Origin of the sequence: Shewanella sp. SM87 (assembly GCF_025653705.1) — a bacterium.
Classification (GTDB): Bacteria; Pseudomonadota; Gammaproteobacteria; order Enterobacterales; family Shewanellaceae; genus Shewanella; species Shewanella oncorhynchi.
Genome location: NZ_JAKKSC010000081.1, coordinates 1 through 1182 on the forward strand (window position 1 = coordinate 1; position 1182 = coordinate 1182).

A 1182-nucleotide genomic window follows, 5' to 3' on the forward strand; every position below is an offset into this window, starting at 1 on the left:
TGATTTCTTTTCCTAAGGGTACTTAGATGTTTCAGTTCCCCTCGTTCGCCTCGCAACACTATGTATTCATGTTGCGATAACAGCTTATGCTGCTGGGTTCCCCCATTCGGACATCGTTAGCTCAAATGCTTGTTACTAGCTCGCCAACGCTTTTCGCAAGTTACTACGTCCTTCATCGCCTCTGACTGCCAAGGCATCCACCGTATACGCTTAGTCGCTTAACCATACAACCCAAATGAGTTTCACTCACCTGAGTCGCATTGCGACCAGCTTGGTTTTACTTGTCTCACTTCTGACCAAAGAAGTGGACGCGCCTTAGACGTAAACTATTCAATAAAGAATAATTTACTTTTGAATATTCAAGACACTTAATAAAGTGTTTGAGAACTCATGTTCAATGCTTTCGCATTAAACGTTTTGTAATTAATCACATGACAGACTCATGCAATTAAATACTATCAGCTTTCCAAATTGTTAAAGAGCGGGCTTAAAAAAGCCAAAGATAATTTTTAAGTTTATCTTTGGCATCTCTATCCATAGTGCATATGCCTTATTACTTTGCAATAAAGTCAGAATAAGGTGTAAATGGTGGAGCTATGCGGGATCGAACCGCAGACCTCCTGCGTGCAAGGCAGGCGCTCTCCCAGCTGAGCTATAGCCCCATTTACATGCAGTGCGAGTAAGTAAGATGTTCCAAACCTCTAAAAGGATTGGTTTGCCAAATCGAGTTATCCGCGGCAAATTAACGCGACGTTTAGTTCACTAAACGAGTGTTAATTTAACAAAGGAGAACGAAGATTTGGTGGGTCAGAGTGGACTTGAACCACCGACCTCACCCTTATCAGGGGTGCGCTCTAACCAGCTGAGCTACAGACCCATCTTTGATAAACCTATTTGACTAGGTCCATCTTTTACTCTTTCTTCTATCAAGCAAATCTGTGTGAACACTCAACAAACATTAAGTTAGTCGTATAGGTAAGGAGGTGATCCAGCCCCAGGTTCCCCTAGGGCTACCTTGTTACGACTTCACCCCAGTCATGAACCACAAAGTGGTGAGCGCCCCCCCGAAGGTTAAGCTACCCACTTCTTTTGCAGCCCACTCCCATGGTGTGACGGGCGGTGTGTACAAGGCCCGGGAACGTATTCACCGTGGCATTCTGATCCACGATTACTAGCGATTCC

Annotated in this window: 2 tRNA genes and 2 rRNA genes; all 4 read right to left on the bottom strand. The window is 44.5% G+C overall.

Annotation, left to right across the window (positions count from 1 at the left end):
• Positions 1-224, bottom strand: a 23S ribosomal RNA gene (locus L5M11_RS23710); the annotation flags it as partial.
• 362 nt (positions 225-586) lie between these two features.
• Positions 587-662, bottom strand: a tRNA-Ala gene (locus L5M11_RS23715).
• A 138-nt stretch (positions 663-800) separates the two neighbouring features.
• Positions 801-877 (bottom strand) — tRNA-Ile (locus L5M11_RS23720).
• Between the two features lie 99 nt (positions 878-976).
• Positions 977-1182: ribosomal RNA gene (locus L5M11_RS23725) — 16S ribosomal RNA — on the bottom strand; the annotation flags it as partial.